Genomic DNA, 25923 nt, shown 5'->3' with positions numbered 1-25923 from the left:
ATGATTCAATGAATAAGGGTATTGACCGGAATCGATGTTACGTAAAAAACAATACAATTCAAAAGCTAATGTGTCATATCTGATATATCAGCAAGCAAACTTAATGAAATATACAATAACAACAATAAAGTATGTAAATTTTCTTATATCTGATATATTAGATCCGTTAATTTTGAATAAATTAATTACAATGGAGCCTGGTTTAACCATGGAGGAGAAGAAAATGAAAAATAGATTAAAGCGTGACTTTAGTCACATATCAATTGAAATACCCAAATCCATCACCCAGGTGATTAAAGAGAAAATAAGGGAGATGATTATCCATGGCGATTTCGATCTTGGGCAAGCGATCAGTGAAAATGAACTATCAAATATTCTGATGGTAAGTAAAACACCAATTCGTGAAGCTTTTATTTGGCTGAGCTATAATGAAAACCTGGTCAACATCATTCCCCGCAGTGGGACATTTGTTTTTTCTGTCACCGACGAGGATATCAATGATCTCATCAAAATGAGGGTTATCCTTGAACAGGGCGCAATTCGTGAAGCGATGGAGAAAAATGCTAACAATGTCATAGTCGAATTAAGCAATATTTTATCGAAGTCAGCAAAAATTAATGCAGAGCGAGATACGCAAGCTTACCTCAAACTGGATCATGATTTTCATTATGTTTTTGTGAAATATGCCGATAATAAATACATTTCACAAGCACACCTGTTGATCTCAGCACGTTTATTGGCAATTCGCTACAGACTGGATTTTACCGCTGAATATATCACCAGCTCTAACCGTGGACATGCCACTATTTTGGATATGTTAAAAAACAACAACGTCGAGGGCGTCTGTAATTTTATCACGCACCACATCGGTAGCGGTTTTACAGAACGCGCAAGAAAACTTCTTGCGCTGAAAGCGTAATAAAGACGGCAGTAGATATAACGCAGCGACTTTGCACCTGCTATACTGCCCCGATAGATCAATAGCGGAATCTCATGTACTCATGAACACTGAAAAACCGTCGGTAGCTCACAACGTTGACCATAATGAAATCGCCAAATTCGAAGCCGTCGCGTCGCGCTGGTGGGATCTGGAGGGCGAATTCAAGCCATTGCATCGCATCAACCCCCTACGCCTTGGCTACATTACTGAGCGCTCAGGCGGCCTGTTCGGTAAAAAGGTGCTCGACGTCGGCTGTGGCGGCGGTATTCTGGCGGAGAGCATGGCGCGCGAAGGCGCTACCGTTACCGGGCTGGATATGGGCTTTGAGCCTTTGCAGGTCGCCAAACTGCATGCGCTGGAAAGCGGCATTGAGGTAGAGTACGTGCAGGAGACGGTTGAGGAACATGCGGCAAAACACGCCCAGCAATACGACGTCGTCACATGTATGGAAATGCTGGAGCATGTTCCCGATCCGCAATCGGTCGTCCACGCCTGCGCCCAACTGGTTAAACCCGGCGGCGAGGTGTTCTTCTCAACGTTGAACCGCAATGGGAAATCCTGGCTGATGGCGGTCGTCGGCGCTGAGTATATTCTGCGCATGGTGCCAAAAGGCACGCACGACGTGAAGAAATTCATTAAGCCGGCTGAACTGTTAAGCTGGGTAGATGAAACCGTCCTGAAAGAGCAACATATCACCGGGCTGCACTACAACCCGATAACCAATACTTTCAAACTCGGTCCCGGAGTAGACGTTAACTACATGTTGCATACCCGCGCTAAAAAAGCCTGACATCAAAGAATTTTCCTATAAGGGTTGCGTTAGATCATCGGGCGCAACCTTTCTCTTCGATGAAGAAATCAGCATTCGATCAAATTTTGATTTTTTTTTATGAATTGTTGACATCCTCTCCAGGCCTTATCAGACGCGCATTTAGCGATTCTTACTCTTTTACAACCGCAATTTAACGCCAAAATCAACTCTTGTACTCAAAAGAATCCCTACTAGAATACTCACCATATAGCGTTTCACTTATCGATTACCCCCTATATATAGTATTTATCCACAGAGTTAGTCACAACGTGGCGTTGTGGATAAGCGGGGGGATATTTTTCTTTCACGGACAGGTAAACAGGTAGAAAACCACATGAATCAGAGTCTGCTGGTGACAAAGCGTGACGGCCGTACTGAGCGCATCAATCTCGACAAAATTCATCGCGTGCTTGATTGGGCGGCAGAAGGACTGAATAACGTATCGGTTTCTCAGGTCGAGCTACGCTCGCATATTCAGTTTTATGATGGGATTAAGACCTCCGATATCCATGAAACTATCATTAAGGCCGCCGCAGACCTGATCTCTCGCGATGCGCCGGATTATCAATACCTGGCTGCGCGTCTGGCGATTTTCCACCTGCGTAAGAAAGCCTTCGGCCAGTTTGAGCCGCCCGCACTTTACCACCATGTGGTAAAAATGGTTGAGCTTGGCAAATACGACAATCATCTGCTGGAAGACTACACGGAAGAAGAGTTCAAGCAGATGGATTCGTTTATCGTTCACGATCGCGATATGACCTTCTCCTACGCTGCCGTTAAGCAGCTGGAAGGGAAATATCTGGTGCAAAACCGCGTGACCGGCGAAATCTATGAAAGCGCGCAGTTCCTCTACATTCTGGTAGCGGCCTGCCTGTTCTCGAACTACCCGCGTGAAACGCGTCTTGACTATGTAAAACGTTTTTACGATGCGGTCTCTACGTTCAAAATCTCGCTGCCGACGCCCATCATGTCCGGTGTGCGTACCCCAACCCGTCAGTTCAGCTCCTGCGTACTGATCGAGTGTGGCGACAGTCTGGATTCCATCAACGCCACCTCCAGCGCTATCGTGAAATACGTTTCTCAGCGCGCCGGTATCGGTATCAACGCGGGACGCATTCGTGCGCTGGGCAGCCCGATTCGCGGCGGCGAAGCGTTCCACACCGGCTGTATTCCGTTCTACAAGCACTTCCAGACGGCGGTGAAATCCTGTTCGCAGGGCGGCGTGCGCGGCGGCGCGGCGACACTGTTCTATCCGATGTGGCACCTGGAAGTGGAAAGCCTGCTGGTACTGAAAAACAACCGTGGCGTGGAAGGCAACCGCGTACGTCACATGGATTACGGCGTACAGATCAACAAACTGATGTATACCCGCCTGCTGAAGGGCGGCGACATTACGCTGTTCAGTCCGTCCGATGTACCCGGGCTATACGATGCGTTCTTCGCCGACCAGGACGAATTCGAACGCCTGTACGTGAAATATGAAAACGACGACAGCATCCGCAAACAGCGTGTGAAAGCGGTCGAACTGTTCTCGCTGATGATGCAGGAACGCGCCTCTACCGGTCGTATCTATATCCAGAACGTTGACCACTGCAATACTCACAGTCCGTTCGATCCGGTTGTCGCCCCGGTACGCCAGTCTAACCTGTGTCTGGAGATTGCCCTGCCGACCAAACCGCTGCACGATGTCAACGATGAAAACGGCGAAATTGCGTTGTGTACGTTGTCTGCATTCAACCTGGGCGCCATTAAAACTCTGGACGAGCTGGAAGAACTGGCTATTCTGGCAGTACGCGCTTTGGATGCTCTGCTCGATTATCAGGATTACCCGATTCCGGCTGCCAAACGCGGCGCAATGGGCCGTCGTACGCTGGGCATTGGCGTGATTAACTTCGCCTACTGGCTGGCGAAAAACGGTAAACGTTATTCCGACGGCAGCGCCAATAATCTGACGCATAAAACCTTCGAAGCCATTCAATACTATCTGCTTAAAGCGTCCAACGAACTGGCGAAAGAGCAAGGCGCCTGCCCATGGTTCAACGAAACCACCTATGCAAAAGGCATTTTGCCGATCGACACCTACAAAAAAGATCTGGATGCGATCGTCAACGAACCGCTGCACTACGACTGGGAACAGCTGCGTGAGTCGATCAAAACCCACGGTCTGCGTAACTCCACGCTATCGGCGCTAATGCCATCGGAAACGTCGTCCCAGATCTCCAACGCCACTAACGGCATTGAGCCGCCGCGCGGCTACGTCAGCATCAAGGCCTCGAAAGACGGTATTTTGCGTCAGGTCGTGCCGGATTATGAGCATCTAAAAGACGCTTACGAACTGTTGTGGGAGATGCCGAACAACGACGGTTATCTGCAACTGGTGGGTATCATGCAGAAGTTTATCGATCAGTCGATTTCCGCCAATACCAACTACGATCCGTCACGTTTCCCGTCAGGAAAAGTGCCGATGCAGCAACTGCTGAAAGATTTGCTCACCGCGTATAAGTTTGGCGTGAAAACTCTGTACTATCAAAATACCCGCGACGGCGCGGAAGATGCGCAGGACGATTTGGCGCCTTCTATTCAGGACGATGGCTGCGAAAGCGGCGCTTGTAAGATCTGATGAATAGTGCCGGGTAGCGCTATGCTTACCCGGCCTACGATTGTACGGTTTGTAGGCCGGATAAGGCGCTTGCGCCGCCATCCGGCGCTCATCCCATAAAGGATTCACTTCAATGGCATACACCACTTTTTCACAGACGAAAAACGATCAGCTCAAGGAACCCATGTTCTTTGGCCAGCCGGTCAACGTTGCACGCTATGACCAGCAGAAATATGACATCTTCGAAAAACTGATCGAAAAACAGCTCTCTTTCTTCTGGCGTCCGGAAGAGGTCGACGTCTCCCGCGATCGTATCGATTATCAGGCGTTGCCGGAGCACGAAAAACATATCTTCATCAGCAACCTCAAATACCAGACGCTGCTGGATTCCATTCAGGGACGTAGCCCGAACGTCGCCCTGCTGCCGCTCATTTCCATCCCGGAGCTGGAGACGTGGGTAGAGACCTGGGCGTTTTCTGAGACGATTCACTCACGATCCTACACCCACATTATTCGTAACATCGTCAACGATCCGGCGGTCGTTTTTGACGATATCGTGACCAATGAGCAAATTCAGAAGCGCGCCGAAGGGATCTCCGCCTACTACGACGAACTTATTGAGATGACCAGTTACTGGCATCTGCTCGGTGAAGGCACCCATACCGTTAATGGCAAAACGGTTGTCGTGAATCTGCGTGAGCTGAAGAAAAAACTGTATCTGTGCCTGATGAGCGTGAACGCGCTGGAAGCCATTCGCTTCTACGTCAGCTTCGCCTGCTCTTTCGCATTTGCCGAGCGTGAACTGATGGAAGGCAACGCCAAAATTATCCGTCTGATCGCCCGTGACGAAGCTCTGCATCTGACCGGCACGCAACATATGCTGAACCTGTTGCGTAGCGGCGTGGACGACCCGGAGATGGCGGAAATCGCCGAAGAGTGTAAACAGGAATGTTATGACCTGTTCGTGCAGGCGGCGCAGCAGGAAAAAGAGTGGGCGGACTATCTGTTCCGCGACGGTTCGATGATCGGCCTGAATAAAGATATCCTGTGTCAATACGTTGAATATATTACTAATATTCGTATGCAGGCGGTAGGGCTGGATCTGCCGTTCCAGACCCGCTCCAACCCAATCCCGTGGATCAATACCTGGCTGGTGTCCGATAACGTTCAGGTCGCGCCACAGGAAGTGGAAGTTAGCTCTTATCTGGTCGGACAAATCGATTCGGAAGTCGATACCGACGATCTGAGTAATTTCCAGCTCTGATGGGACGCGTCACGCTGCGTATCACTGGCACACAGCTGCTGTGCCAGGATGAACACCCTTCTCTGCTGGCCGCGCTGGAATCGCATAACGTTGAGGTGGAGTATCAGTGCCGCGAAGGATATTGCGGCTCCTGTCGTACCCGGCTGGTTGCCGGTCAGGTTGACTGGATTACGGAACCTTTAGCGTTTATCCAGCCGGGAGAGATTTTGCCCTGCTGCTGCAGGGCAAAAGGCGATATCGAAATCGAGATGTAACTCAGTGCAACTCGCTGGTGGAAACCAAAGGCATCACGCCACGTTTTTTCATCTGCACGGCATACAGTGCGCCAGCGAGTACCACCAGCACCGCGCCAGCGACATAAATCATACGATAGCCAACCGACTCAACCATCATTCCCATGATAAAGGCGCCAATCGCCATTCCGGCATCCATCGCGTTAAAGAACAGTGAATTCGCCACGCCGATTTTATGCGGTTCAACCGAGCTGATAATTTGCGTCTGGAAAACCGGCGTGACCGAACCGTAGCCGATACCGATGAGACCGCCGGAAATAATCATCATGATGCTGCCATTGGTGTAGCCCAGCGCCACCAGACCGATGGTAAAAGCCAACAGGCATGGGAAAACAACATATTTCGGCCCTTTTTTATCACAAATATTCCCGGTGAAGGTACGGCATATCATCAGGAAAATCGCGTAGCACAGCAGGAAATTACTGGCCGCCGCCATTAAATCCAGCTCACGCGCATACAGCGCCAGGAAAGCCGACACGCCGGCATAGGAGAAAGTCATAAAAAAGGTGACCAGCGCAAAAGGCAAGGCGGCGCGGTCAAACATCGCGGCAAAACCCAGATTCGGTTTCGAACCATCGGCATGACGAATTACCGGAGGGACCGTCACAATCAGGGAAAGCACAATCCCTAACGCCGCTACAGCGGAACAAAGCCAGAATGCGGCAGTGAACGCGTTCCAGCGGGCCATATTCAAACCGATCCACGGTCCGACGACCATCGCCAGGCCCATCGCTAAAGAGAAAAAGCTGATGCCCTCTCCACGTCGGGAGGCCGGAATTAACCGCGCTGAAATAGTTCCTTTTACCGTGGTAATAACACCAAACGTAATCCCATGAAGTACGCGGATAAAGAGCAGCGACTCGATAGAATGGCAAACCGGATACAGCGCGGTAATCACCAAAAAAGCCAGAGAAGAGAGCACCAGAATCTTTTTATTCGAATATTTTCCCACCCATTGTCCGGCAAATGGCCGAATAACAATTGCCGCGGCCAGGAAACATGTCACTAACAGCCCGGCCTTATCTGCAGAAGCATGCAGGCGGTCAGCGATATAAATGGGTAATAAAGTTAGCAGTACATAAAAAACAAAAAAGATAATAAAACTGACTATGGTGATTGCCCAAAAATCCTTCGTCCATAATTTTTCTTTCATTCTTAACGACCCGTTCAGATGGCGCACGCAGGCAACGCTCAGCTCAACTGAACACCTATCAGGTGCGTCAAAATGTGATGTATTCGATAGAATCACAGTATAAACAAGTGCACTCTATTAGAAAAATTAATCGTTTTAATCATATTGATTAGGTTTTACTAATGACGCTAACCCAAATCCACGCCCTGCTTGCCGTACTGGAGTACGGCGGATTTACCGAAGCCAGCAAACGGCTATACATGACGCAATCCGCCGTCAGCCAGGCCATCTCCGCGCTTGAGGAGGAGCTCGGCGTTGACATATTGATTCGTGAGCGTCGTAAAGAGATTGAGCTTACCGCCGCCGGTAGCCGCATCGTCAGGCACTTACGCGCGATCCAGCGCGACGTCAACGCGGTAAAAGAGATTGCCGAACAAGAAAAAAAGAACCCGGCCCGTACGCTACGGATTGGCTGTTTTCCCAGCGCCTGCGCCTGCATTTTACCCGGCGTCATTCGCTATTTTGAAAGCCATCATCCAAATGTAAAAATTATCCCCTATGAAGAGAACAGTACGGCTATTATTGATTCGCTGCAGGACGGAAGTATTGATGCCGGTTTCGTTCCTTTTCCGGTCAACGGTATGTATTGCGTCCCCATTTACCGGGATAAATTCACCGTAGTGGTGCCTGAAAATCATCCCCTGGCGGCCAATAGTACGGTAACGGTCGAAGAACTGATGGACGAACCACTTATTGTCAGTAAAGGTCGTTATGAATTAAGCATTATGGCGTTGTTTAAAGAAAAGGGTATTGAGCCGATATTTAAATATGAATTTAACCATCCCGATACTGCGCTGAATTTTATTCGCCAGGGATTAGGTATCGCCTTATTGCCAGAATTAACCTTAAAAGCCACGACAGGAAAATTATGCTCCGTGGCGCTGGAACCCACCTTTTATCGACAAATTTCCCTGTTAGCAAAAGAACCGCCGGTAGAAGGAAGTCCGCTATTTTTATTACAAAAATGTATGGAAACACTGACCGATGAGGGTTTGCTATAAAACAACACCGCCTGATGTCATTGCGTTTACCAGACTTACGCTGGCAAACGTTGCGCCAGGCCGGATGAGGCGTTTATGGCCTCATCCGGCGCGTCACTTCTACTATGGCAAACCTTTAGTCATTTTTTTGCAGGAACATGACCGCCTTATCCGGGAAGTCAGTGAACAGCCCGTCGACGCCCGCCTTGTTATACAGGATGTCGTACAACTGATTAACGTCTGTGGCATAGTCCGGCAATTGATCGGCACGCACGGTGTAAGGATGCACTACCATCTTATTCTGATGTGCGTCTTGCACCATTCCAGTCAGCTTGATATTCCCTTTCGTTGAGCCTTCCGCGACCAGCATATGGTAATCCGGACCAATACCGTCCGCATATTCCGCCACCTGCTTCATAGCGCCCGGCTTAAACATCCAGTCGTAGTTGTAATTTACCCAACGACCGTCCGGCTGTTTCTGCTGTGTTTCATTCCAGTCGGTATACGCAATAAGTTGAACCAGATTGAGATCCATCCCCATTTTGGGTTCCAGTTCATTCTTAATACGTTTCAGCTCAGCGACATCAAAACACTGCAAATAGACATTGTCCTGCTTGCCGGTGTAACCATACTTCTTCAGCACTTCCAGCGTTTTCGCGGCAATATCTTTCCCTTCCTGATGATGGAACCACGGCGCTTTAATTTCCGGATAAATACCGATATTTTTACCGGTAGAGTGATTTAATCCCTGAACGAATTCAATTTCCTCTTCAAAGGTATGAATGCGGAAATCAGATTTTCCCATCGGGAAACGGCCCGGATAAGTTTGTACTTTTTTGCCGTTTTCAATATCAAACCCTTCGGTAAACTTCAGGGATTTAATTTCATCCAGCGTAAAATCGATAGCGTAATAGCGCCCATCTTTACGCGCCCGGTCCGGAAAACGGTCAGCGACGTCAGTCACCCGGTCAAGGTAGTGGTCATGGAGGACGACCAGATGGTCGTCCTTTGTCATCACTAAATCCTGTTCCAGATAATCTGCCCCTTGCGCATACGCCATCGCTTTCGCTGGTAGCGTATGCTCCGGCAGATAACCGCTGGCGCCACGGTGGGCGATAACGACTTTTTCAGCCGCCACGGCACAGCTTCCGATGGTCATTCCTGCCAACATTAACGCCACGCTAAGGTTTTTCAGTGTGGTTTTCATGTTATTAGCCTCCGTTGCGTTTTAACTGCAGCTCATCATGATGGCGTTTTTCACCAATCATCACGACCACCAGCAGGATTACCGCCAGAATGCTGCCGCCAATCATCACCATAAAGCCGCCATCCCAACCGAAGAAGTCAACGGTATAACCCACAATGGCGCTTGCAGCGACAGAACCGCCCAGGTAACCAAACAGACCGGTAAAGCCCGCCGCCGTACCCGCCGCTTTTTTCGGCGCCAGTTCCAGCGCGTGCAGACCGATCAACATTACCGGGCCGTAGATCAGGAAGCCGATGATAATCATACAAGCCATATCAACGTTCGGGTTCCCTGCCGGGTTCATCCAGTAAACGATGGTCGCGATAGTCACCAGGGTCATAAAGAACACGCCCGTCGCACCGCGGTTGCCGCGGAAGACTTTATCCGACATCCAGCCACACAGCAGCGTGCCCGGAATACCCGCGTATTCATACAGGAAGTAGGCCCAGGAGGATTTATCCAGTGCGAAATGCTTCACTTCTTTCAGGTAGGTCGGCGACCAGTCGAGGATGCCGTAGCGCAGCAGATAAACAAACACGTTGGCGATAGCGATGTACCACAACAGTTTGTTTGGCAGTACGTACTGCATGAAGATCTGCTTCGCAGTCAGCTCTTCTTCCGCTTTTTCGTTGTAGTCGTCCGGATAGTCGTTTTTATACTCTTCGATAGGCGGCAGACCGCAGGATTGCGGCGTATCGCGCATCATTGCGAAAGCGAACAGCGCCACCACAATCGCGCCAAAGGCTGGCATATAGAGCGCCGCTTTCCAGTCGTTAAACCACGCCATCCCCAGCAGGAACAGCAGTGGCGGGATCCCGCCGCCGACGTTATGCGCACAGTTCCAGACCGACACAATGCCGCCGCGTTCTTTCTGCGACCACCAGTGAACCATCGTACGTCCGCACGGCGGCCACCCCATCCCCTGGAACCAGCCGCAAAGGAACAACAGCACAAACATCACGGCGATGCTGGATGTCGCCCACGGTACAAAGCCCATAAACAACATGACTGCTGCGGCCAGAATCAACCCTGCCGGCAGGAAAACGCGCGGATTCGAGCGATCGGACACCGAACCCATTATAAATTTCGAAAAACCATAAGCGATGGAAATCCCGGACAGAGCAAAGCCCAGATCGCCGCGTGAAAAACCCTGTTCTACCAGGTAGGGCATCGCGAGGGCAAAGTTCTTGCGCACCAGATAATACGCGGCATAGCCAAAGAATATCCCCAGGAAAATCTGCCAGCGTAATCGGCGATAGGTCGGATCAATCTCCGCCGCTGGCAAGCGCGCTTTATGCGGCGCTGGTTTAAAAATACTCAACATATTGTAGCCTCCGTGGCCCATATTTTATTTAGAGGTAAACACCGCAGTTTGTTCAAACAACCCCGCTGCTCCCAGTGTGGCCGCGATGTTAAGTAAAGATACGTCACGTTAATGTGAATTACAGCACATATTGTTACAGTTTTACGACTAATGTTCAGAAAGGCGCACGAAATCACGTTTCATTTTCGAATAGTGAGCGATTATGCGCGAAATCAAACATTCCATATGATTTGTATGGCTAAATGATAAAAAACGAACTGTGAGGAAAAACAATGAAAACTCGCGACTCGCAAGCAAGTGACGTGATTATCATTGGCGGTGGAGCAACAGGCGCAGGGATCGCCCGCGACTGCGCGCTGCGCGGTTTACGTGTCATTCTGGTGGAGCGGCATGATATAGCGACCGGCGCGACCGGGCGTAACCACGGGCTGCTGCACAGCGGCGCTCGTTATGCGGTTACCGACGCGGAATCCGCGCGCGAGTGCATTAGTGAAAACCAGATTTTAAAACGGATCGCCCGCCATTGCGTCGAACCGACGGATGGTCTGTTTATTACGTTGCCGGAAGATGATCTTGCGTTTCAGGCCACCTTTATTCGCGCCTGTGAAGCGGCAGGCATTCGCGCTGAAGCCATCGATCCGCAGCAGGCTCGCATCATCGAACCTTCCGTTAACCCTGCGCTCATCGGTGCGGTAAAAGTGCCGGATGGCACCGTGGACCCTTTCCGCCTTACCGCCGCCAATATGCTGGATGCCAGAGAACATGGCGCAATCGTGTTAACGGCGCATGAAGTGACCGGGCTCATTCGTGAAGGCGCAACGGTCTGCGGCGTCCATGTGCGCAACCATCTCACTGGCGAAACCCAGACGCTTCACGCGCCGGTGGTGGTCAATGCGGCAGGTATCTGGGGGCAACGGATCGCCGAATACGCCGACCTGAGTATTCGCATGTTCCCGGCGAAAGGCTCGCTGTTGATCATGGACCATCGGATCAACCAGCATGTCATTAACCGCTGCCGGAAACCATCGGATGCCGACATTCTGGTACCTGGCGATACGATTTCACTGATCGGCACCACCTCTACCCATATTGATTACAATGAGATAGACAGCAACCGCGTCACCGCAGATGAAGTCGATATCCTGCTGCGTGAAGGGGAAAAACTGGCCCCTGTCATGGCGAAGACGCGTATTCTGCGCGCGTATTCCGGCGTCCGCCCGCTGGTGGCCAGCGATGACGATCCCAGCGGTCGTAACGTCAGCCGCGGTATTGTGTTGTTCGACCACGCCGAACGCGACGGGCTTGATGGCTTCATTACCATTACCGGCGGGAAGCTAATGACTTACCGCCTGATGGCGGAATGGGCGACCGACGCCGTGTGCCGCAAGTTGGGCAATACTCGCCCCTGCATCACGGCGGATACGCCGTTGCCTGGCTCAAAAGAGTCTACGGAACATACGCTGAAACGCATTATCTCGCTTCCCGCGCCGCTACGCGGATCGGCGGTTTATCGGCATGGCGATCGCACGCCGGGGTGGCTGAGCGAAGGCCGCCAACACCGTAGCCTGGTCTGTGAATGCGAGGCCGTCACGGCGGGAGAAGTGCAGTATGCCGTCGAAAACTTAACCGTGAATAGCCTGCTGGATCTGCGTCGTCGCACCCGCGTAGGGATGGGCACTTGCCAGGGCGAGCTGTGCGCCTGCCGCGCGGCCGGGCTATTGCAGCGTTTTAATGTGACGACCGCGGCGCAATCTATTACGCAACTCTCTGAATTTCTGAATGAGCGCTGGAAAGGCGTACAACCTGTCGCCTGGGGAGACGCGCTGCGCGAAAGCGAATTCACGCGCTGGGTTTATCAGGGATTATGCGGTCTGGAGAAGGAGCACCAGGATGAAATTTGATACGGTTATTATGGGCGGCGGTCTCGCCGGTTTGCTGTGCGGACTGCAACTCCAGCAGCATGGATTACGCTGCGCCATCGTCACCCGCGGACAAAGCGCACTGCATTTTTCCTCCGGCTCGCTGGATCTACTCAGCGCCCTGCCCGACGGCCAACCGGTGACCGACATTACCGCCGGGCTTGATGCGCTGCGCCGCCAGGCACCTGAACATCCTTATTCACGTTTGGGCGCGCAAAAAGTCCTTACGCTGGCGCAACAGGCGCAAACGCTACTTAACGCCAGCGGCGCGCAGTTATACGGCGACGTACAGCAGGCGCACCAGCGTGTCACGCCGCTTGGCACATTGCGTTCAACCTGGCTTAGCTCGCCGGAAGTACCGGTCTGGCCGTTATCCGCACAGCGAATTTGCGTCGTCGGCGTTAGCGGATTACTGGATTTCCAGGCGCACCTTGCGGCAGCGTCGCTGCGTCAACGCGATCTCAACGTGGAAACCGCAGAAATCGACCTTCCGGAACTGGACGTACTGCGTGATAACCCGACGGAATTTCGCGCGGTCAATATTGCGCGTCTGCTTGATAACGAAGAAAAATGGCCGCTGCTGTACGACGCGCTGTCGCCAATAGCGACAAACTGCGACATGATCATCATGCCCGCCTGTTTCGGGCTGGCGAACGATACGCTGTGGCGCTGGCTTAACGAACGTCTGCCCTGCGCGCTCACGCTGCTGCCGACGCTGCCGCCATCGGTGCTCGGTATTCGTCTGCACAATCAGCTCCAGCGCCAGTTTGTTCGTCAGGGCGGCATCTGGATGCCGGGCGATGAAGTGAAGAAAGTCACCTGCCGTCGCGGTACCGTGAGCGAAATATGGACCCGCAACCATGCCGATATCCCACTGCGCCCGCGTTTTGCCGTACTTGCCAGCGGTAGCTTCTTTAGTAGCGGTCTGGTTGCCGAGCGCGAAGGGATCCGCGAACCTATTTTAGGGCTCGACGTACAGCAAACGGCCACCCGCGCCGAATGGTATCAACAACATTTCTTCGACCCACAGCCCTGGCAGCAGTTTGGCGTCGTGACGGATGACGCTTTCCGCCCCTCCCTTGCGGGCAATACGGTAGAAAATCTGTATGCAATAGGTTCTGTGCTGGCGGGATTCGATCCTATAGCTGAGGGATGCGGCGGCGGCGTCTGCGCAGTCAGCGCCCTCCAGGCCGCGCACCATATCGCTGAGCGTGCAGGAGAACAGCAATGAGCGACACACGTTTTGAAAGTTGTATTAAATGTACGGTGTGCACCACCGCGTGCCCGGTCAGCCGCGTTAATCCAGGCTACCCTGGCCCTAAACAGGCCGGACCGGATGGCGAACGCCTGCGTCTGAAAGACGGCGCCCTGTATGACGAGGCGCTGAAATATTGCATTAACTGCAAACGGTGTGAGGTCGCCTGTCCGTCGGACGTGAAGATTGGCGATATCATCCAGCGCGCCCGCGCGAAATACGATACGACGCGCCCGTCATTGCGTAACTTTATTCTCAGCCATACCGATCTGATGGGCAGCGTTTCAACGCCGTTCGCGCCGGTGGTCAATACCGCCACCGCATTAAAGCCAGTGCGCCAGTTGCTTGATTACGCGCTCAAAATCGATCATCGCCGCACCTTACCAAAATACTCTTTCGGCACCTTCCGCCGCTGGTATCGTAGCGTGGCGGCGCAGCAGGCTAAATACAAAGATCAGGTCGCCTTTTTCCATGGCTGTTTTGTGAATTACAACCATCCGCAGCTCGGAAAAGATCTGATTAAGGTGCTGAACGCAATGGGTACCGGCGTACAGCTACTGAGTAAAGAGAAGTGTTGCGGCGTACCGCTGATCGCTAACGGTTTTACGGATAAAGCTCGCAAGCAGGCTATCAGCAATGTGGAGTCGCTACGCGAGGCGATTGCCGTCAAAGGTATTCCGGTCATCGCCACGTCATCCACCTGTACGTTTGCGTTGCGCGATGAATATCCTGAAGTGCTGGACGTGGACAACGCCGGGCTGCGCGAACATATCGAGCTGGCCACCCGCTGGCTATGGCGCAAACTGGATGCCGGGAAAACGCTGCCGCTTAATCCTTTGCCGCTGAAAGTGGTCTACCATACGCCGTGTCATATGGAAAAAATGGGCTGGACGCTTTACACGCTTGAACTATTGCGGCAAATTCCGGGGCTTGAATTGACGGTACTTGATTCACAGTGCTGCGGCATTGCCGGTACGTATGGATTTAAAAAGGAAAACTATCCGACATCACAGTCCATCGGCGCGCCGCTGTTCCGCCAGATTGAAGAGAGCGGCGCCGACATTGTCGTCACCGATTGTGAAACCTGTAAGTGGCAAATTGAGATGTCTACAAGCAAACGCTGCGAACACCCCATTACGCTACTCGCCCAGGCGCTCGGCTAAGTAAAAAGCGCCGGAGCCCCTCCGGCGCCATTACCCTACTCACCAGGGCCGATTTTCCATCAGACATATACCCTTCATACTTCAAGTTGCTTATGTGTTGGCTACGGATTATTTTGGGTATAAACGCGGATGTCTCTTTGCAATAACCTGCCCTATTTGGTTAACCATGACCGCTAACCCACGGTGGCATGACAGATAACGACGTTACTGTTTATAGAGCAATATCTCTTGTATCGACGCGTTACCAGCCTCCTTTAAAGAGGGAGATAACTGAATATCTCCGATAATAATTGAGTACTATGTGAATAATAATAAAATCAGGTCTATGCCTGATTTAATATATCCCCCACTAACAATAATATTTTTACAAATAATTATAAATTACATCATATTCGCTACTTTCACCTACCAGGAAACAGAGCAAAATGAATATATGTGTAAATTCACTTTACCGATTGAGCATACCGCAATTTCACAGCTTATATGCAGAAGAGGTGAGCGATGAGACGCTTGCGTTGTTGTTTAGCGCCGTAGAGAACGGTGATCAGAATTGTATTGATCTGTTATGCAATCTTGCGTTACGCAACGATGACCTGGGACATAGAGTTGAGAAATTTCTTTTTGATCTCTTTAGCGGAAAAAGATCGGGATCATCAGATATAGACAAAAAAATCAATCAGGCTTGCCTTGTATTACATCAAATCGCCAATAACGATATAACGAAAAATAATACTGAGTGGAAAAAGCTACATGCCCCTTCCAGATTACTTTATATGGCCGGTTCAGCGACAACCGACCTTTCTAAAAAAATAGGAATAGCACATAAAATTATGGGCGACCAGTTCGCTCAGACAGATCAAGAACAGGTAGGAGTTGAAAATCTTTGGTGTAGTGCGCGAATGTTGTCGTCAGATGAGCTGGCAGCTGCAACGCAAGGCCTGGTTCAAGAATCACCTTTTCTCTCGGTAAACTATCCTATTGGGCTTATTCATCCTACCACCAAAGAAAATATATTAAGCACTCAGCTACTTGAAAAGATGGCTCAATCAGGATTATCTCACAATGAAGTCTTCCTGGTAAATACAGGAGATCACTGGCTTCTCTGTTTATTTTATAAACTTGCAGAAAAAATAAAATGCCTTATATTTAATACTTATCATGATTTAAATGAAAATACTAAGCAAAAGATTATAGAAGCAGCAACAATTGCAGGCATATCAGAAAGCGATGATGTTAATTTTATCGAAATGAATTTACAAAATAATGTACCCAACGGCTGTGGTCTATTTTGTTACCATACAATTCAACTCTTATCGAATGCCGGACAAAACGATCCTGCTACCACACTACGAGATTTTGCGGAAAAGTTCTTAACGCTTTCAGTAGAGGAACAAACACTATTTAACACCCAAACCCGGCGACAAATATATGAATACAGTCTCCAGTAATGGTGAGTACTTAGAGCCTATCCCATTAGGCTATTTTATTCGCCATTTTGGGACCGGGCAGTGCTCAAAATCCTCACGTACTACGTGTACGCTCCGGTTTCTGCGCGCTGGCCGGCCCCAAACTGGCTTCAACAATTACGCCTGGTGGGATAGGCTCTTATCCTGAAATGATGCTCTGCGAAGAATTTATAAGTATATAAGGGTGGGAAGGCCAGGCCTTCCCACTAAAAGTTCTATGCCGTCAATGATTCAACCACGTCTATCCAGCCATGCTCGCTGGTAATGTCCTCGCCATTAAGCCAGCGGCGCAGCATATTTAGCGCCATCATCGCGCAGACCTCCTGACGTATTGCCAGACTATACCGATTGGCGCTAAAACGCACGCGTAAGGCATACGTGCCATCCGGCATTTTTCTCAATAACTACGTTTTGCCGTGCTTACTGACTGAACAGATTTAAACATCGCCAACCTGCTGTCCAGCGCCTCGGTGTAGAGCATCGTATCTACCCCGACCGCGACAAAATTCGCGCCCCACGCCAGACATTTCTGCGCCATTGCCGGATCGACCGCCAAAAAACCCGCCGCTTTTCCGGCGGCGCGAATACGATAAATACACGCTTCAATGATCCGCTGCACTTCCGGGTGTCCGGCATTATCGGGGTAACCCAATGAAGCAGAGAGATCTGCCGGACCGATAAAGACGCCATCAATGCCTTCAACCTCCAGAATCGCGTCAAGGTTTTCCAGCGCCACTTTGCTTTCAACCTGCACCAACAGGCAGAGCGACTCATTGGCCTGTGCCATATAGTTGTCGATTCTCCCCCAGCGCGCCGCACGCGCCACGCTCGCGCCAACGCCTCGTTGCCCCAACGGCGGGTATCGGGTAGCGGAAACGACCTGGCGCGCCTGTTCTGCGGTGTCAACCATCGGGATCAGTAGCGTTTGCGCCCCGATGTCCAGTACCTGTTTAATGAGCGCTTTACTTCCCTCGATCGGGCGAATCACCGGCTGGCTGGCGTATGGGGCGATGGCCTGTAACTGATGATACAAGTCCTGCACCGTATTAGGCGCGTGCTCGCCATCTATTAACAACCAGTCATAACCCGACGTCGCCGCAATCTCCGCCATATAAGAGGTGGTTGAACTGAGCCACAAACCAATTTGCGTATCCCCTTTACGTAATCCTTCTTTAAAAGGATTTGATAACAATGCGTTCATAGCGATCCTTACAACGTAGATAAGATTAATGATGCGCAGCGCCGGATTGCGCCACCGGACGATTAACGCTCAGCGTGAAGATAATTAATGAGCCAATGATGGCGACTCCGGCCAGCGTCAGCAGGCCCGCCGCATCGCTGGCAAACAACGTTTCCGCTTTTACGCGCAGAATTGGGGCAATAAAACCGCCCACAGCGCCAAACAGATTAACGAAACCAATTCCTGCCGCCAGAGCCGTACCGGAAAGTAGCTGCGTTGGCATGGTCCAAAATACGGGCTGAACGGCAATAAATCCTACTGCTGCAACACAGAGCGCCAGAATAGCGAGCACCGGAGAAACCAGACCTGACAGGCCAATGCCAATGCCCGCAGCCAGTAGCGTCACTGCCGCAACGTTACGGCGATCGCCGGTACGGTCGGAGTAGCGAGGAATAAGCCATGTGCCAAGCAAAGCCGCCACCCAGGGAACCGCTGTTACCACCGAAGCGGTAAAGCCCACTTTAGTGCCCAATAGCGCAGCAACCTGGGTAGGCAGGAAAAAGATGAGTCCGTATACCGCCACCTGAATCGTCAGATAAATAATAGCCAGTTGCCAGACGCGTCCATTACGCAGCGCATCCGCAAGCCTTGACGTGACCTTTTTCTCTTCTTCGCTCGCCAGTTGCCTGATAAGCGCGTTCTTTTCTTCCAGGCTAAGAAAACGCGCCTGCTGCGGAGTGTCATCAAGCCAGAAAAAGGTGAATATCCCTGCGCCAATCGCCAGTAGGCCTTCGATAACGAACATCCAGAACCATCCCGGGTGCCCCATAAAACCATGCATCTCCAGCAGAGCGCCGGAGAGCGGCGAACCCAACGTTAACGCCAGCGGCGCGCCCATATAAAATAGCCCCATAATGCTGGCACGGTTACGCTGCGGGAACCATTGTGAAGTTAGATAGATCATGCCGGGGAAAAATCCAGCCTCCGCCGCGCCCAATAGCGTGCGGATTATCAGGAATTTTGCTTCACTATCCGCCCAGGCCATCGCAGCAGAGAGAAAGCCCCACAGCAGGGTAGTCGTGCCGATCCAGGTTCTTGCGCCAAATTTGCGCATCAGCAGGTTAGCCGGTACGCCAAGGAAAGCGTAAACCACAAAGAAAATACCGGCCCCTAGCGCGTAGGCTTCATTACTTAGCCCGGTATCTATCTGATAGGTCTCTTTGGCAAAACCAATATTTGAACGATCCAGAAACGCCAGTACATACAGTGCCAACATAAAAGGAATTAAACGTGCGCGGTTTTTCTTCACTACGCCGTCAAGTAAAGTGATGCTCATAGCAATATCCTCAACAGGATGAGGGCGTTGCCGTACAAAGGCAACGCACGAGTTATTAGTGGCTATAAGGGCGTTTCAAGTGACAGTCACGGTTAAGCTCGACGCCGAAGCCCGGCTTATCCAGCACTGATTTATGGATGCGTCCATTCACCGGCACTGGCTCATCCAGGAGAATCGGGTCAAATTGCGGACGCAGGGTGGAGCAGTCCGGGCTGGTCATCAGGAACTCGCTGAAAGGAGTATTAGTGAAAGTAATAACTGCATGGTGCGAATAGACAGACGAACCGTGCGGCACCACCAGTTGCCCGCGCGATTTGGCAAGCGCGGCGATCTCAACCAGCGTGGTTAATCCGCCGCACCAGCCAACATCCGGCTGCATAATATCAATGCCGGTTTCTGCCAGAGTGCGGAAGGATTGCAGCGTACCATGGTGTTCGCCGCTGGTAACCATCATCCCTGCAGGCGCGTTGCGTTTTAATTCGCGATAGCCTTCATACTGCTGCGGCGATAGACACTCTTCAATCCATTTGAGATTAAATGGCGCACAGGCGTGAGCCAGTTTAGTCGCATAGTTCACATCCTGACTCATCCAGCAGTCGAGCATCAGCCAGAAATCCGGCCCGCACTTTTCACGCATATCCGCCACCATCGCGGCATCTTTACGGATCCCCGCATCACCATCGTGCGGTCCCCAGTGAGTCGGCATTTTACCGCCGATAAAGCCCATTTCTTTAGCCAGATCCGGGCGTGCGCCGGTGGCGTAAAACTGAATTTCATCGCGCACCGCTCCGCCCAGCAATTTATAAACCGGCAGCCCAACCACCTTGCCAAACAGATCCCACAGCGCCAGATCCACACAGGAAATCGTGTTCATCACCAGACCGCCGGAACCGGAGTAGTACATGGTCGCGCCGAGCATCTGATCGTGAATAAGTTTGATATCGCTTACGCATTTGCCTTCAATAAACCGGTTAAGATGTTTTTCTACGATAAAACAGCCCATCTCCCCTGCTGTCGAAACGGCGAACCCCGTCTGCCCATTTTCCGCCTCTACTTCGACAATCAGCGTCCCTAACACGTTGATTCCAAAAGACTGACGAGACTGCTCATAGTCGCGATATTTGCTCATGGGAGTGGCGATATGGTCATCAATCCAGTGATTTCCTTCCTGGTCGTGATAATCCCCGCCGCCAGCCCCTTTCTCTGCGGTAGCGCCTCCAATAAACCAGGCTCGAACGTGTTTAATTTTAGGAAGAGTCATAATATTCTCCATTTTAAGATGCGAGTGAGTCGAAGGGACTTTTCCATCCCAACAGGCGTGAAATATCTTTGGCACAGGCAATAGCTTTACCGGCCAAATAATCAAGATTCTCTTCGTTGATTTGCAGGCGCGTGCCGACCACTGAAATTGCCGCGGTCAGTTCGTTTCTGGCATTAAATACCGGTGCGGCAACGCAGCGGACATCCGGATAATCCTCCCCGTTATCAAAGCTCCATCCACGCTGGCGAATGCGTTCCAGCTCATCATTCAATTGTTGCGGCTCGGTGATGGTGGTCAGCGTGGCTCGCTCCCATACCATTTTTTCAATAATGGCTTTGCGTACGGCGGCCGGCTGCCATGCCAGCAGGCATTTGCCGATGCCGGAACGATAAAGAGAGAGGCTTTTCCCCTCATGCGAGCGCACGCTGATAGTGGATGAGGATTCCACTTTCAGTATGTAATACGCATTTTCGTGGTCGATGATCCCCAAGTGACACAGCAGCCCGGTTTCATCCATCAGTTGTGTTAGACGAGGACGCGCCAGCTCCCGCAGATCCATCTTGCTGAGCGCATGGCCCGACAATTCAACGAGCTTAGTCCACAGGCAGTAGTTCTCCTGATGATCGAGGCTAATAAATCGCTGACGTTTTAATTCATTCAACAGCAGGTACGCGGTGCTTTTTGGAATACGCAGCGTTTCAATAATGATTGCCGCGCTGCATGGGCCAATACGCGCGATCAAATTGAGGATGTCGATTGCGCGAGTAAGAGCCGGGACTTTACTTGATTCCAACATATTGGACTCCAGTCTGAGACACTGGAATCAGTGTGAAAGGTCAGTAGGGAAAAAATTGTGAAGCGCGTCAAAGCTTATCCGCCTTCCAACGGAGTGGAAGGGTTAACCATATAAATGTGAATTAACGCACGTATTACTTTGTATTCAGTACAATTGGCTGGACAAAAAAGCAGATAATATTGCCGGATAATGGCATAGCGGCCTTATCCGGCTCACGATGTCGTTCCCATCGCAGATAAGAGAAAGGGATTATGATGTCAATGATTCAACCACGTCTATCCAGCCATGCTCGCTGGTAATGTCCTCACCATTAAGCCAGCGGCGCAGCATATTTAGCGCCATCATCGCGCAGACCTCCTGACGTATTGCCAGACTATACCGATTGGCGCTAAAACGCACGCGTAAGGCATACGTGCCATCCGGCGTCGCCAGCGCGAAATTAAGATGTTCGTTTTCCAGCCCCGACACGGCCAGCGCCAGACCGGCATAATGATTGCTGCGCCGTTCTGTCGTCCAGTGCGCCGTTTGCGCCAGCGTCTCTTCCTGAGAAGGAACGACTTCGCTGGCAAGAACCGGCGCCCCGGCGCGGGAAAGCTGTAGCGCCAGTAAGCCGCTGGTGTATTGCTCGCTCAACGTCAGACTCAACTGCCTTTCCTGCAGGCGGCGGGCTATTTGCGCCGGCAGGTTTTCCGTACCTTCAAAAATCAGGTTCTGCCCGGCAACCCGTTTGACCTCTGGCCATAACGCCAGCATCGCCTCCCGTTGCGTCGCCGGGCCGGTTAACTTCAGTTCAATGATAGGCATTGATGAGCGATACCCCATCGTCACGCCGGGCGGCAATGGCAATGCGTCGAGACGCTGCGCCAGGTCGCTTTCTGAACGTCCAAAAGTCGTTAACCGCAGGCAAAGCGGCGGCTCCGGCAGCGAAAAACGCGCGCGTAACCGCGGTAAGATTTCCTTCTCCACCATAACCTTAAATTCCGACGGTACGCCGGGGGTGAAAAACATCAGGCAGCGGTTGAGCTGTAGCGCAAATCCACAGGCAGTGCCGACCGGATTATTAATAAACTCCGCGCTGGCAGGCAGTTCCGCCTGTTTACGGTTGCTCGGCGCCATCACACGACCGCGCTGCTGAAAATAACGTTCCATTTCGGTCAGCCACGCCTGGTGCAGTACTAATCCTTCGCCTTTTGCCGTTGCCGCGGCGAGCGCGCTTAAATCATCGCTGGTCGGCCCTAACCCGCCATTAACAATCAAAACATCAGCATGTTGACTGCGTTCACGCAAGATAGCGACCAGACTGTCCAGGTTATCGCCTACCGTATTTCGCCGTGATAACGGAACGCCCTGATGAAAGAAAAAATCAGCCAGCCAGGCGGCATTGGTGTCAACGATTTGTCCGTGCAACACCTCATCCCCGGTGGATAGCATTTCCACATTTAGCATTGTGTTCTCCTGCTCTTATGATGAAAACACTATAACGCAAAGAGGAATAGGACGTGGAAAGAAGAATGACGGGAACAGGAGGAATATGGCGCGACGATTGCCGCGCCGTTAGCATCAAAAGCTGGCGTTTACGCCAACATAAGGGCCGTCAGCAATCGCATTATCGCGGTTGCCGTCTTTACCCGCCAGGTTCAGGTAACGATAACCGGCTTCAATGCTCAGCGGGCGCATAATGGTGAAACGCGCGCCTGCATTCGCTTCTTCATAACTTTCGATACCGCTGGACAGCGAATCTGGTGAATAATAATACTCGCCGAACAGACGGAAGCTGTCGCCGATTTTCCATTGTAACCCACCGCCGACAGCCGCCGCATAGCCTTCATCACTGTCTTTCGGATTGGTATAAATACCTTTACCGCCGACCGTCGCCAGCAGCGGTCCAACCGGGATGTTCAGCCCCAGACCCACGCCCGCAGCATCGCCATCATCATCGTTGTGCATCCAGTTACCGCTTAGCGCCAGACCCGTCGATTCCGTACCAAAACCCACGCCAATGTTGGTGTAATCTTCGCCCGCCTGGCCGCTAATACTGATAGCCTGCGCCGATGCAGAAACGAACAGCATTCCGGCAAAACCTAATAATATGCTTTTTTTCATTTTTACCCTTTCCAGCAAGCACATAAAGAAAAACTCCCCAAAACGGCAGAATTGTACTGCCAGACGCTGAGGAATCAATGCACTAAGAAACCATTCCAAAAACATATTGTAACGAAATACTACTTTCGCCATGACGCATCATTGCGCCATCACATGGCGACGCCTGCATCAACAAAATTAACCAAAAACGCAGTCTGCGTTATCGCTTCCATTTTTCACAAAGAATTTCGCAGAATGATTTGTTAAGCTGATGACCTGGTGGTTTAAGGAAGCGACTTATGCGTCAACGAACTATAGTTTGCCCATTAATTCAAAATGATGGCTGTTATCTGCTGTGCAAAATGGCCGACAACCGCGGCGTCTTTCCCGGTCAGTGGGCGCTGTCGGGCGGTGGGGTCGAGCCAGGCGAACGCATTGAAGAGGCGCTGCGTCGGGAGGTTCGGGAAGAACTCGGCGAACAACTGATTCTGAGCGATATTACGCCGTGGACCTTCCGCGACGATATCCGTGTTAAAACGTACGCGGATGGCAGACAAGAAGAGATTTATATGATTTATCTCATCTTCGACTGTGTTTCCGCTAATCGCGATATATGTATTAACGATGAATTTCAGGACTACGCCTGGGTCAAGCCAGAAGAACTGGCGCTGTATGATTTGAATGTAGCGACACGCCACACATTAGCATTGAAAGGGTTATTATAATGACGACAGCCGCTTCAGGCTGTCTTTACGCTTTTAACATGCCGGCTAGCCGGGAACAAATTCACCATCTAAAAAGAGTTTTCCGTTTTCCGCATGCATAACGAGCGCATCAAGATAGTCCGGATCAAACTTTACGCCGCGCTTATTTTTTGCAATATACGTCAAACAATGATTATGGGTAAAAATGACTATATTTTTATTCTGCGACTTTTTCAGTAACGTATTGATTGAAGCATAAATACCGCTGCCGCAATCCATCATTTTTTTATCCACCGTAAGCGACCTGCCCGCAGAAAACCAGGTTGCCGACTGGATGGTGCGCACCGTATTACTGGAATAGAGATTGTAATTTTGTATATCGGCACTGAAGGCTTTACCCAGCGCTCTGGCGTCTTGCGCACCGTTGACCGTAATCCCCGTACTGTCTGACAGGCAGGTATTATCGGAACGATCGCACCGCTCGGCATGGCGGAATAACACTACTACCGGATGCTGCTTCGCCAGCGCCGCCAGCGCTTTACCGTTAATCTGCGGTAGACCGTTACCACTCCAGGCATGTTGTGAGATCAACCCGGCGATAATAACCAACGCCCCCGCCAGAGTCGCGCGATAGCGTTTGTTTTTAATAAAGCGTAGGGTAAATGCCAGCACATTAACCTCTCAGGCAAACAGTGCAGCTAACTTAATAGCAATACGATTAAAATGAAATCCCGCGACGGAAGACCAGACCAGAAACATAAAAACAGCTTTTGGGCATGCATAAAATGCCTTAAACTTTCGGCGAAAGCAAAGCATAATTCCATTAAAAATTATCTTTTTACTTCACCTTAATTTCTTAATGTTAATTTAATATTCATCCAGTAGGGTTCAGTTAAATGCGTTAAAAAATAAGCCCTTTTCTATTCCCGAAATATTTGAAAAGCGGCTTTCAATGGCTGAAGGAAAAATGATGTCGGACTTTTTGCCTTTCTCTCGTCCGGCGATGGGCGCGGAAGAGCTCGCTGCCGTTAAGACCGTACTGGACTCAGGTTGGATAACAACCGGCCCGAAAAATCAGGAACTGGAAGCGGAGTTTTGTCGGCTAACAGGCAATCAATATGCCGTTGCCGTCAGTTCAGCCACTGCCGGTATGCACATCGCGTTGATGGCGCTGGGCATTGGTGAAGGCGACGAGGTCATTACACCGTCAATGACGTGGGTTTCTACGCTAAATATGATCGTTTTACTCGGCGCGAACCCTGTCATGGTCGATGTCGATCGCGATACGCTGATGGTCACGCCTGAACATATCGAAGCCGCGATTACGCCACAAACCAAAGCAATTATCCCCGTCCACTACGCTGGCGCGCCCGCCGATCTGGACGCTATTTACGCTCTTGGCGAGCGTTATGGCATTCCGGTGATTGAAGACGCGGCGCACGCGACAGGAACCAGCTACAAAGGTCGCCACATTGGCGCCCGGGGCACCGCGATTTTCTCCTTCCACGCCATTAAGAACATTACCTGCGCTGAAGGCGGTATCGTCGTCACGGATAACCCGCAATTCGCCGATAAACTGCGCAGTCTCAAGTTTCACGGGCTTGGCGTTGATGCCTGGGATCGACAGAGCGGAGGACGCGCGCCACAAGCGGAAGTCCTGGCGCCGGGCTACAAATATAATTTGCCCGACCTCAACGCCGCTATCGCGCTTGCCCAGTTACAGAAACTGGATGCGCTTAACGCTCGCCGCGCCGCCATCGCAGCGCAGTACCACCAGGCAATGGCAGACCTGCCTTTTCAGCCTCTGAGCCTTCCGGCGTGGGAACATATTCACGCCTGGCATTTATTCATTATCCGGGTCGATGAAACCCGCTGCGGTATTACCCGGGATGCTCTGATGGCATCGCTGAAAACGAAAGGCATCGGCACAGGACTGCATTTCCGCGCCGCGCATACGCAAAAATATTATCGCGAACGTTTCCCAACGCTCACGCTGCCTGACACCGAGTGGAACAGCGAGCGGATCTGCTCACTGCCGCTCTTCCCGGACATGACCGAGAGTGACTTTGATCGGGTCATTACCGCCCTTCATCAGATAGCAGGACAATAAGC

Annotated in this window: 23 protein-coding genes; 12 read left to right on the top strand and 11 right to left on the bottom strand. The window is 51.3% G+C overall.

Annotated features, from left to right (window positions below):
- Window positions 1-34: 34 nt before the first annotated feature.
- From NAZ64_RS19850 to yfaE, 5 genes are all read left to right on the top strand, one after another.
- Entirely contained in the window at window positions 35-919 is an 885-nt protein-coding gene (locus NAZ64_RS19850) for a GntR family transcriptional regulator (protein ID WP_000944714.1), read from the top strand.
- An 82-nt stretch (window positions 920-1001) separates the two neighbouring features.
- Window positions 1002-1730 carry a bifunctional 2-polyprenyl-6-hydroxyphenol methylase/3-demethylubiquinol 3-O-methyltransferase UbiG gene (ubiG, locus tag NAZ64_RS19845; protein WP_001091009.1) on the top strand — a complete coding sequence of 243 codons (729 nt, stop codon included), beginning with the start codon at window positions 1002-1004 and terminating at the stop codon, window positions 1728-1730.
- A gap of 355 nt (window positions 1731-2085) precedes the next feature.
- Window positions 2086-4371, top strand: coding sequence for a class 1a ribonucleoside-diphosphate reductase subunit alpha (gene nrdA / locus NAZ64_RS19840; protein ID WP_001076491.1), 2286 nt, complete (start codon window positions 2086-2088; stop codon window positions 4369-4371).
- 112 nt (window positions 4372-4483) lie between these two features.
- Window positions 4484-5614, top strand: coding sequence for a class Ia ribonucleoside-diphosphate reductase subunit beta (nrdB, locus tag NAZ64_RS19835; protein ID WP_000332026.1), 1131 nt, complete (start codon window positions 4484-4486; stop codon window positions 5612-5614).
- Entirely contained in the window at window positions 5614-5868 is a 255-nt protein-coding gene (yfaE, locus tag NAZ64_RS19830; RefSeq protein ID WP_000533921.1) for a ferredoxin-like diferric-tyrosyl radical cofactor maintenance protein YfaE, read from the top strand. Before nrdB ends, yfaE begins: the two co-directional genes overlap by 1 nt.
- Before the next feature lies 1 nt (window position 5869).
- Here the strand turns inward: yfaE and NAZ64_RS19825 are convergent, their stop codons facing one another.
- Entirely contained in the window at window positions 5870-7060 is a 1191-nt protein-coding gene (locus NAZ64_RS19825) for an MFS transporter (RefSeq protein WP_000660247.1), read from the bottom strand.
- A 161-nt stretch (window positions 7061-7221) separates the two neighbouring features.
- Here NAZ64_RS19825 and NAZ64_RS19820 point away from each other — a divergent pair, with 161 nt between their 5' ends.
- Complete coding sequence (locus tag NAZ64_RS19820) at window positions 7222-8100, top strand: LysR family transcriptional regulator (protein ID WP_000176719.1); 879 nt, start codon at window positions 7222-7224, stop codon at window positions 8098-8100.
- A gap of 115 nt (window positions 8101-8215) precedes the next feature.
- Here NAZ64_RS19820 and glpQ read toward each other — a convergent pair whose 3' ends face one another.
- Together glpQ and glpT are read right to left on the bottom strand one after the other, a co-directional pair.
- Window positions 8216-9286 carry a glycerophosphodiester phosphodiesterase gene (gene glpQ, locus NAZ64_RS19815; RefSeq protein ID WP_023136795.1) on the bottom strand — a complete coding sequence of 357 codons (1071 nt, stop codon included), beginning with the start codon at window positions 9284-9286 and terminating at the stop codon, window positions 8216-8218.
- A gap of 4 nt (window positions 9287-9290) precedes the next feature.
- Window positions 9291-10649, bottom strand: coding sequence for a glycerol-3-phosphate transporter (glpT, locus tag NAZ64_RS19810; protein WP_000948739.1), 1359 nt, complete (start codon window positions 10647-10649; stop codon window positions 9291-9293).
- Window positions 10650-10921: 272 nt separating this feature from the next.
- Here glpT and glpA point away from each other — a divergent pair, with 272 nt between their 5' ends.
- The 4 genes from glpA to sseL all read left to right on the top strand — a co-directional run bounded on the left by glpA (window position 10922) and on the right by sseL (window position 16434).
- The gene (gene glpA / locus NAZ64_RS19805; protein ID WP_000857205.1) at window positions 10922-12550 is read left to right on the top strand and encodes an anaerobic glycerol-3-phosphate dehydrogenase subunit A; all 1629 of its coding nucleotides are present in this window, start codon (window positions 10922-10924) and stop codon (window positions 12548-12550) included.
- On the top strand, window positions 12540-13799 hold the full coding sequence (gene glpB / locus NAZ64_RS19800; RefSeq protein WP_000667152.1) for a glycerol-3-phosphate dehydrogenase subunit GlpB: 1260 nt from the start codon (window positions 12540-12542) through the stop codon (window positions 13797-13799). The genes glpA and glpB overlap by 11 nt, the downstream gene beginning before the upstream one ends.
- Window positions 13796-14986 (top strand): anaerobic glycerol-3-phosphate dehydrogenase subunit GlpC, encoded by a 1191-nt coding sequence (gene glpC / locus NAZ64_RS19795; protein WP_001285726.1) that lies wholly within the window; start codon window positions 13796-13798, stop codon window positions 14984-14986. The genes glpB and glpC overlap by 4 nt, the downstream gene beginning before the upstream one ends.
- 425 nt (window positions 14987-15411) lie before the next feature.
- A complete protein-coding gene (sseL, locus tag NAZ64_RS19790; RefSeq protein ID WP_220569759.1) occupies window positions 15412-16434 on the top strand; it encodes an SPI-2 type III secretion system effector deubiquitinase SseL in 1023 nt (340 codons plus the stop codon).
- 233 nt (window positions 16435-16667) lie between these two features.
- Here sseL and NAZ64_RS19785 read toward each other — a convergent pair whose 3' ends face one another.
- The 7 genes from NAZ64_RS19785 to NAZ64_RS19755 all read right to left on the bottom strand — a co-directional run bounded on the left by NAZ64_RS19785 (window position 16668) and on the right by NAZ64_RS19755 (window position 23128).
- Entirely contained in the window at window positions 16668-16844 is a 177-nt protein-coding gene (locus tag NAZ64_RS19785) for a hypothetical protein (RefSeq protein ID WP_001112766.1), read from the bottom strand.
- A 5-nt stretch (window positions 16845-16849) separates the two neighbouring features.
- A complete protein-coding gene (yfaU, locus tag NAZ64_RS19780) occupies window positions 16850-17653 on the bottom strand; it encodes a 2-keto-3-deoxy-L-rhamnonate aldolase (protein ID WP_000992941.1) in 804 nt (267 codons plus the stop codon).
- A gap of 25 nt (window positions 17654-17678) precedes the next feature.
- The gene (locus tag NAZ64_RS19775; RefSeq protein ID WP_000028931.1) at window positions 17679-18968 is read right to left on the bottom strand and encodes an MFS transporter; all 1290 of its coding nucleotides are present in this window, start codon (window positions 18966-18968) and stop codon (window positions 17679-17681) included.
- Window positions 18969-19023: 55 nt separating this feature from the next.
- The gene (rhmD, locus tag NAZ64_RS19770) at window positions 19024-20229 is read right to left on the bottom strand and encodes an L-rhamnonate dehydratase (protein ID WP_220569758.1); all 1206 of its coding nucleotides are present in this window, start codon (window positions 20227-20229) and stop codon (window positions 19024-19026) included.
- 13 nt (window positions 20230-20242) lie between these two features.
- Window positions 20243-21025 carry an IclR family transcriptional regulator gene (locus tag NAZ64_RS19765; RefSeq protein ID WP_000894173.1) on the bottom strand — a complete coding sequence of 261 codons (783 nt, stop codon included), beginning with the start codon at window positions 21023-21025 and terminating at the stop codon, window positions 20243-20245.
- Between the two features lie 249 nt (window positions 21026-21274).
- Window positions 21275-22471, bottom strand: coding sequence for a nicotinamide mononucleotide deamidase-related protein YfaY (locus NAZ64_RS19760; protein WP_000935679.1), 1197 nt, complete (start codon window positions 22469-22471; stop codon window positions 21275-21277).
- 114 nt (window positions 22472-22585) lie between these two features.
- Window positions 22586-23128 carry a YfaZ family outer membrane protein gene (locus NAZ64_RS19755; protein WP_001562414.1) on the bottom strand — a complete coding sequence of 181 codons (543 nt, stop codon included), beginning with the start codon at window positions 23126-23128 and terminating at the stop codon, window positions 22586-22588.
- A gap of 278 nt (window positions 23129-23406) precedes the next feature.
- Here NAZ64_RS19755 and nudI point away from each other — a divergent pair, with 278 nt between their 5' ends.
- A complete protein-coding gene (gene nudI / locus NAZ64_RS19750) occupies window positions 23407-23832 on the top strand; it encodes a nucleoside triphosphatase NudI (RefSeq protein ID WP_001249905.1) in 426 nt (141 codons plus the stop codon).
- 45 nt (window positions 23833-23877) lie between these two features.
- On the opposite strand, the gene pmrG is transcribed toward nudI, so the two are convergent.
- Window positions 23878-24483, bottom strand: a complete 606-nt coding sequence (pmrG, locus tag NAZ64_RS19745) for a lipopolysaccharide core heptose(II)-phosphate phosphatase PmrG (RefSeq protein ID WP_000879260.1) — start codon at window positions 24481-24483, stop codon at window positions 23878-23880.
- A gap of 298 nt (window positions 24484-24781) precedes the next feature.
- On the opposite strand from pmrG, the gene arnB reads away from it, so the two are divergent.
- Window positions 24782-25921, top strand: a complete 1140-nt coding sequence (gene arnB, locus NAZ64_RS19740; protein ID WP_001279301.1) for a UDP-4-amino-4-deoxy-L-arabinose aminotransferase — start codon at window positions 24782-24784, stop codon at window positions 25919-25921.
- Window positions 25922-25923 lie beyond the last annotated feature (2 nt).

The organism is Salmonella sp. A1325, assembly GCF_056991255.1.
The sequence above is the reverse complement of the archived record's forward strand: the minus strand, read 5'-3'. Positions and strand labels throughout refer to the sequence as shown.